Origin of the sequence: Tychonema sp. LEGE 07196 (assembly GCF_963890365.1) — a bacterium.
Lineage (GTDB): Bacteria > Cyanobacteriota > Cyanobacteriia > Cyanobacteriales > Microcoleaceae > Microcoleus.
Genome location: NZ_CAWPRX010000124.1, coordinates 1 through 7,597 on the forward strand (window position 1 = coordinate 1; position 7,597 = coordinate 7,597).

A 7,597-nucleotide genomic window follows, 5' to 3' on the forward strand; every position below is an offset into this window, starting at 1 on the left:
CCTCTCCCCATCTCCCTCTCCCTTTTCTATCCAATGCGTCTTGTAAAAAAAAAGAGCATCTGCTCTAATTAATTTATATTCACAAAAATACTATTTCCTAAAAATTATTGTATCCTAGAGGGTTGCGCCGAAAATCGCACTGGGAATCGCAAATATAAAGTACGCAAAAATATTTGAGTGAGTTAAACTAATTTTAGGAAAAATTTAAAGCTTTACTTGCAAGCGATCGCAAAATACCCATGCAGGAAGTTATCAACTCGTTACAGTCTTTTTTCTCTAACTCTGTTGATGCTTTCCTAGAGTGCGATCGACAGCAAAACTACCTATACATCAATCCCGTTGCTGCTGCTTGGATGGGATTGGAGCCTGCTGAAATAGTCAACAAAACTAACCAAGAATTATTGCAATTATATCCCAATAATTCTGCTCTCAAAAACATAATCTCGCAGATTGATTCCTGCCTGCAACAAGTATTTATGACAGGGGAAAAAAAGCTGGCAATTCACGAGGTGAGGGCGGCAGACGGCGGGATTAAAATTTACGAAACGGCTTACACGCCAGCGGTGGATGCCTCTAGCAACCAGATGCGGGTTTTGGGTGTCGGTAGGGATATCACCAGGCACTACCGCTGGCAGCAAGAGAAAACTCAGCAGTTGCGCCGATCGAATCATTTACTGTGGTTGAATGCAGCTAACAGTCCCCTGGCAATGGTAGGCTGGGATGAAAATTTCCGAATCGTTCAGTGGTCGAAACGCGCCCAAGAAATCTTTGGCTGGACATCGGATGATATGATGGGCAAGCATTTCGGCGATTTGGATTTGGTTTGCGAAGAAGAAAGAGAGGCTGTAAGCGCGATCGAACTTGAACTGGCCTCCGGTAAGGGCAATACTTCAATTAATCAAAATAAAACTAAAAGCGGACAAGTTATTTGGTGTCGCTGGTTCAACTCAATTATTCGCAGCGGCGACTCTTTTACCGTACTTTCTTTGGTGGAAGACATCACAGATCGCAAACGATTGGAAGCAGAAAAAGCCCAAGCTTCTCGCCTCACAGCAATGGTAGCCGATGTTGGTATTGCCCTCACCAAACACCCTCAAGATATCCTGCTTCCCTGCTGCGACGCAATGGTGCGAAATATTGATGTCGCTTCCGCTGAAATTTGGACTTTAAACTCTCAATCCAATATTTGGGAGTTGCAAGCAGCTTCGGGAATCTACAGCCGCACAGACGATCGGGCTAGCTTTATTGCAAGTAAGGTTAACTCGATCGCCCAACAGCAAAAACCGCAATTTGACTGCGGATTTGAACTGAAGAATTTTGGACTTCCAGAAGAAACATCCGAAGTTACAGAGTTATTCAGTTCCGAATTAGCAATTATCAACAGCCGCCAAAATCCGGCAAATTGCCAAATTCCCCAGCAAATTCTGACCTTCGCGGGCTACCCCTTAATAGTCGAAGAAAGGCTGGTGGGAGTCATGGTAATTATCAGCTTCAAGCCGCTGACAGCACCTTTTCAGGAAACTTTAGCATCGGTGGCCGATGTCATAGCTTTAGGCATCGAACGCAAGCGCGCAGAAGCTGAATTAAAATCCGCTAAAGGGTTCCTCAATTCCGTAGTAGAAAATCTGCCCGTGGGAGTTTTTGCTAAAGATGCTTCTTCGCTGAAATTTGTGCTGTGGAATAAGGCCGGGGAAGCGATCGCAGGTGTTACCTCTCAAGAGGCGATCGGCAAAAATGACTACGATATTTATCCCAAAGAACAAGCTGATGTTTTCACCGCTCAAGATAGGGAAATATTGACAGCTCATCGCAACCAATCTACGGTTAAAGAAATAGCCGAAGAGCCGATCCAAACTCGCCACAAAGGTATGAGAATACTGCACACCCGCAAAGTGCCAATTCTCGACGCTCAGGGGCATCCTCAGTACGTGTTGGGTATTACAGAAGATATTACCGAACGCAGGCAGGTAGACGAAAGCGTGCGCCTCTACGACCAAATAGTGGAGAATATGCAGATTGGTTTGTACGTCTACCATTTGGAAGATATAGACGATGATAGTACGTTAAGGGCGATCGCCTCGAATCCCGCTGCTACGCGGTTTACCGGGCTAGAAATGGCCGATGTTTTGGGCATGACAATTGACGAGATTTTTCCTCATTTGCGATCGAAAAATATTCCCCAAGCATTTGCTTCGGTAATTATCGGCCAAAAAGCCGTAGAAGTTGAAGATATTGACTGCGATGAATCCGGCAAAATAACTCGCGCTTTTTCTATTAAAGCTTTTCCATTACCTAACAACTGCGTCGGCGTTGCTTTTGAAAATATTACAACTCGCAAGTGCCTCGAATTTGAACTACAAATAGCTTTAACGCAAACTGAACGTTCCGAAGAACTGCTTCGCACAGTAATAGACACAACCAGCGACTGGATTTTTGCCAAAAATAAAGAATTTCGCTATATCTTAGCCAACAAAAGTTTAGCTAAAGCTATCGGTAAAACAGTCGAAGAAATTATTGGAAAATCCGATTTAGATTTAGGATTTTCAGAAGAGCTAGTATTTGGGAATCCCGCACAAAATATCCGAGGATTCCGCACAGAGGACGCTGCTGCACTAGCTGGTGAAATCATCCACAATCTCTGCGATGCGGCAACTGTTGCTGATGGTTCAGTACATATTTTAGACACCCAAAAGGTTCCTCTACGCGACGCAGAAGGTAATATATTTGCAGTTCTAGGTTTTACTCACGACATTACAGAACGCCATGAATCGGAAGCAGCTTTGCGTAGAAGTGAATCAAGGTTTCGCTCTTTAGTAGCTAATATTCCCGGAGTGGTTTATCGCTGGGAATGCGATTTTTCTACAAGTTTTATTAGCGACGCCGTTTACTTGCTGGCGGGCTACCCGGCTGCAGATTTTCTTTTGCCTTTGGAGATGGGAAGCCGGACTTTTGCTAGCATTATTTACCCGGAAGATTTAGCAAAAGTAGAAGCAACAATTCGGGAATCAATAGAAAGCAAACAGTCTTATAATTTGGAATACCGCTTGTTAGCAGCAGATGGCACGGTTAAATGGGTGTGGGATAAAGGTTCTCCCGTGTTCGACGCAGATGGGAGCGTTTTCTTTTTGGACGGGGTGATTTTGGATATTAGCGATCGCTATTACGCCCAAGAAGCATTGCGCCAAAAAACTTCCGAGTTAGAAGCTGTTTTTCTGGCCCTGCCCGATTTGTATTTCCGCCTCAATACTGACGGCATTATTTTGGATTACTTATCAGGAAATTCAGCGGATTTGTACCTAAATTCTGAGTATTTTATGGGCAAACGAATGGCAGATATATTACCTGCAAGCGTCGCCAGCCAGTTCAATCTGGCAATGTTTCAAATTTCCGAAAACGGAACACCGGTTGATCTAGAGTATTCCCTACCCATGCCGGCAGGAGAAGAAACTTATGAAGCTAGATTGCTACCTCTTAACTCTAATCAGGCGATCGTTATTGCCCGCAATATTACTAAGCGCAAACAAGCCGAATCTCAATTAAAAGATAAAAATGCCCAATTAGAGCAAACATTGAAACAATTAGGAAAAACTCAAGCTCAACTAATTCATGCGGAAAAAATGTCTAGTTTGGGACAGCTAGTCGCGGGAATTGCTCACGAAATTAATAATCCTGTCAGTTTTATTTACGGCAATATTATTCACGCGAGCCTGTATGCGAATAATTTGCTACAATTGTGTGCTTTGTATCAAAAACATTACCCGGAACCTGTTGCTGCGATCGCGAACTTTGCTGAAGAAATAGAAATTGAATTTATGAAAGAGGATTTTCCGCACCTGCTGACTTCTATTCAAACTGGAGCCGATCGCATTCGTGAAATTGTTCTGTCTTTACGCAACTTTGCCCGCCTGGAAGAATCCGATATTAAGCGTGTTGATATTCACGAAGGAATTGACAGCGCGCTATTAATTTTGCAACACAAATTTAAAGAAAATGGTAGAAATCGCCCGATTGAAATAATTAAAGAATATGGGACGCTGCCACAAGTAGAATGCTACGCCGGACAGCTAAATCAAGTGTTTATGAATATATTAAGTAATGCCATTGATGCTTTGGCAAGTGTGAGAAATAGAAAGTGGGAATTGCCTAGTCCAACGGATGCCCAACGGCAAAATTCTACGAGTTTACCTTTGGGTTGTGACGCATTACCTTCGATTCGGATTCGCACGGAGGTTTTGGAGAACAATTGGGTGGCGATCGCCATTTCAGATAACGGCGCGGGAATGGCAGAGTCTGTAAAATCTCGGATATTTGACCCGTTTTTTACGAATAAACCAGTAGGTAAAGGTACTGGTTTGGGATTGTCTATCTCTTATCAGATTGTGGTGGAAAGACACAGGGGCGCGCTGCGCTGCATTTCGGTGCCTGGTGAGGGAACTGAATTTGCGATCGAGATTCCCATGCGGCAAAGGTAATTAGTTATTGGTTATTGGTTATTGGTTATTGGTTGTTGGTTGTTGGTTGTTGGTTATTGGTTGTTGGTTATTTGTTATACCAATTATCAAAAAGAATGCAACAGTATTCTTGTTCCCCCCGCAATGCAGCGGGGGGGCTAGGGGGGTCGAAGAGTGTTGCACAATTTTAGAGAAATGGTATTATTTATTGTTGGTTGGTTATTTGTTGTTGTTATTTGTTATTGATTGTTGGTTGGTTATTGATAGTTATACGTAAAAAGTGATAACCTAATTAAAGATACTCAAAGTTGGGAATATTCACATGGCATACAAAGGCATAAAAAATATTTCGAGTGTATTTCAAAAACCCATTAAAGATGATGATGATGATGATGATTCCTACGTTGATTATTTTTATGACCATCCGGGGGCGCTGCCGGGAACTCTAGACTTAGAACCGGATGCGCCACCTCCAGACATTGTATTAATTGACTATTGCGAAACCAAAGCTACTCGCCCTAAAAAATTGTTAAATCCTCAAGAAGCTGCTGCCTATTTAGATACAAAATCTGTTTCCTGGGTTGATATGTTGGGATTGGGCAACAAAGAAACTTGGCGACAAATGAGCGATGTTTTTAATTTGCACGTAATGGCTCAGGAAGATGTAGTAAATATTCCCCAACGCCCGAAAGTTGTAGACTATGAAGAACATCTTTTAATTATTGCCTGGATGGTGATGATTAAGCCTAATTCAGATAATTTTCATAAAGAACAAGTTAGTTTGATTTTGGGCAAACATTACCTGCTAAGTGTTCAGGAAGAACCGGACTATGATTGTTTCGATCCGGTGCGCGAGCGAATTCGCAAAGGACAAGGAGCTATTCGCAAGCACGGAGCAGATTATCTTGCTTATACTCTGTTGGATTCGATTATAGATGGATTTTTCCCTATATTAGAACTTTACGGAGAGCGGATTGAAGAATTAGAGGATGAAGTGGTGGTGAACCCCAATCGCAAAACGCTGGAAAAAATCTATAAAATTCGGCGAGAATTGCTGACGCTGCGCCGCGCCATTTGGCCGCAGCGAGATGCAATTAATGTTTTGATTAGAGATAGCAGCGATTTGATTACTCCAGAGGTGCGAATTTACCTGCGCGACTGTTACGATCACACGGTGCAGGTGATGGATATGGTGGAAACCTATCGAGAGTTATCGTCTGGTTTGATGGATGTTTATCTGTCTTCGGTTGGCAATAAAATGAATGAAATCATGAAATTGCTAACGGTGATTTCGAGTATTTTTATTCCGTTAACTTTTGTGGCGGGAGTATACGGCATGAATTTCAATACAGAAAAATCGCCTTTGAATATGCCGGAACTGAACTGGTATTTTGGCTATCCGCTTTGTTGGGCGTTGATGGTGGCGATCGCGTCTAGTTTAGTTTACTTCTTTTGGCGGCGCGGCTGGTTTGAGAACTTTTCTACTATTAAAGATGACTGAAATCTAAAATCCTCAATTGATTGACGAACGATCGCGTACAATAAGTCTGGGGAAAAAAGTAGGCGCAGGCGGTTGCGGATTGGCGAAAGCTGGTCTGAGGAAAGTCCGGGCTCCCGAAAAACCAAACTTGCTGGGTAACGCCCAGTGCGAGCGATCGTGAGGATAGTGCCACAGAAAGATACCGCCCCCCGATTGGAGATTGGAGATTGCATCAAAAATCGAGTATCGAAAATTGCAAAATGTTAGGGGGTAAGGGTGCAAAGGTGCGGTAAGAGCGCACCAGCAGCATCGAGAGGTGCTGGCTAGGTAAACCCCGGTTGGGAGCAAGGTCGGAGGGACTACGGTTGGTTTTTTACCAGTTCCGTTTTTTGGTACCGCTTGAGGCGTTTGGTAACAAGCGTCCCAGATAGATAACTGCCCTCAAAAACTGCTTGCAGTTGAGAGAACAGAACCCGGCTTATGTCCGACTTTTTCCCCTCCAAAAATCCCAGAGTGGGAGAGTAGGAGAATTTTTATATATTATTTTAGAATCAATTGAGATATAGCAATTCTCAAGCGTTATGAGGTATGCGGGCTGCTTCCTGTGCCCGCGAGGCTGATGCGCGACAGATAGCCTCATGTTACCGAGAGTCGGCTATAGATTTCCAATTCCCAATTCCCAATGCCCTGCGCGGGCCAATTCCCAATGCCCAATTCGCTATGAATATGCTTTATCCTGGTCGCCAAAAGCAACTTGAAACATTAATTGAAAAGTTGGGACTGTCGAAGGATGCTTCGATCAAATGGCATCTCGTCGATTTAGCTTTGACTCATGCGAGTGCGTCTGCTAAGGCAAATTACGAGCAGCTAGAGTTTGTCGGTGATGCTGTGGTGCGGCTGGCTGCGTCTGAATTGTTGTTTGAGATTTATCCTGACTGTACGGTGGGGGAATTTGCGGCTATTCGATCGATCTTGGTGAGCGATCGCATTTTGGCTACAATCGCTGAAAGTTACGGGTTCGATCGCTATTTAATTGTTTCCAGCAGCGCCGCCGCCGACAAAACAGGTGCTGTTCCCAGACTGGCCGATTCTTTGGAAGCCTTACTCGCCGCGCTTTATTTGAGCGCCCAGACGTTAGAATTAATTCGCCCTTGGTTAGACGGTCACTTTCAACGCCTAGCGGCGGAAATTCGCAGCGATCCGGCCAGACAAAATTACAAAGCTGCTCTTCAAGAGTTGACTCAAGGCAAATATAAAACTTTACCCAAGTATACCGTGGAAGAAACCGGAACTGTCCAGGGCGGCGAGGATCGTTTTACGGCAAAAGTTAGCATTCAGGGAGAGTTGGTAGCAGAGGGAAAAGGTCGATCGATCAAAGCAGCCGAACAAGCTGCGGCTCGCTCCGCTTTCAATAAATTAGTCAGTGGTTAGTTGTTAGTTATTGGTTGTTAGTTATTGGTTGTTAGTGGTTAGTTGTTAGTTATTGGTTATTAGTTGTCACTTGTTAGTTGTTAGTTGTTAGTTGTCATACCAAATCAGGGTTTTGGATACCTTTTATGAACCAGTCGGCCTTCTGCCGACTTTGTTTGTATAGACGCGGTTTCAACCGCCGAATCATCAAGGGGTATGTTATACCAATTTCATAAAGTAGCGCTAGATATTACCC

3 protein-coding genes and 1 other RNA gene are annotated in these 7,597 nt (G+C 43.7%); all 4 read left to right on the top strand.

Annotation, left to right across the window (positions count from 1 at the left end):
- Positions 1–239: 239 nt before the first annotated feature.
- The 4 genes from AACV78_RS15050 (at position 240) to rnc (ending at position 7,362) form a co-directional block, all read left to right on the top strand.
- Entirely contained in the window at positions 240–4,472 is a 4,233-nt protein-coding gene (locus tag AACV78_RS15050) for a PAS domain S-box protein (RefSeq protein WP_194012850.1), read from the top strand.
- Positions 4,473–4,773: 301 nt separating this feature from the next.
- On the top strand, positions 4,774–5,952 hold the full coding sequence (corA, locus tag AACV78_RS15055; RefSeq protein ID WP_194012849.1) for a magnesium/cobalt transporter CorA: 1,179 nt from the start codon (positions 4,774–4,776) through the stop codon (positions 5,950–5,952).
- Between the two features lie 55 nt (positions 5,953–6,007).
- An RNA gene (gene rnpB, locus AACV78_RS15060) (RNase P RNA component class A) lies at positions 6,008–6,427 on the top strand.
- 224 nt (positions 6,428–6,651) lie between these two features.
- The gene (gene rnc, locus AACV78_RS15065) at positions 6,652–7,362 is read left to right on the top strand and encodes a ribonuclease III (protein ID WP_194012851.1); all 711 of its coding nucleotides are present in this window, start codon (positions 6,652–6,654) and stop codon (positions 7,360–7,362) included.
- Positions 7,363–7,597: the final 235 nt, after the last annotated feature.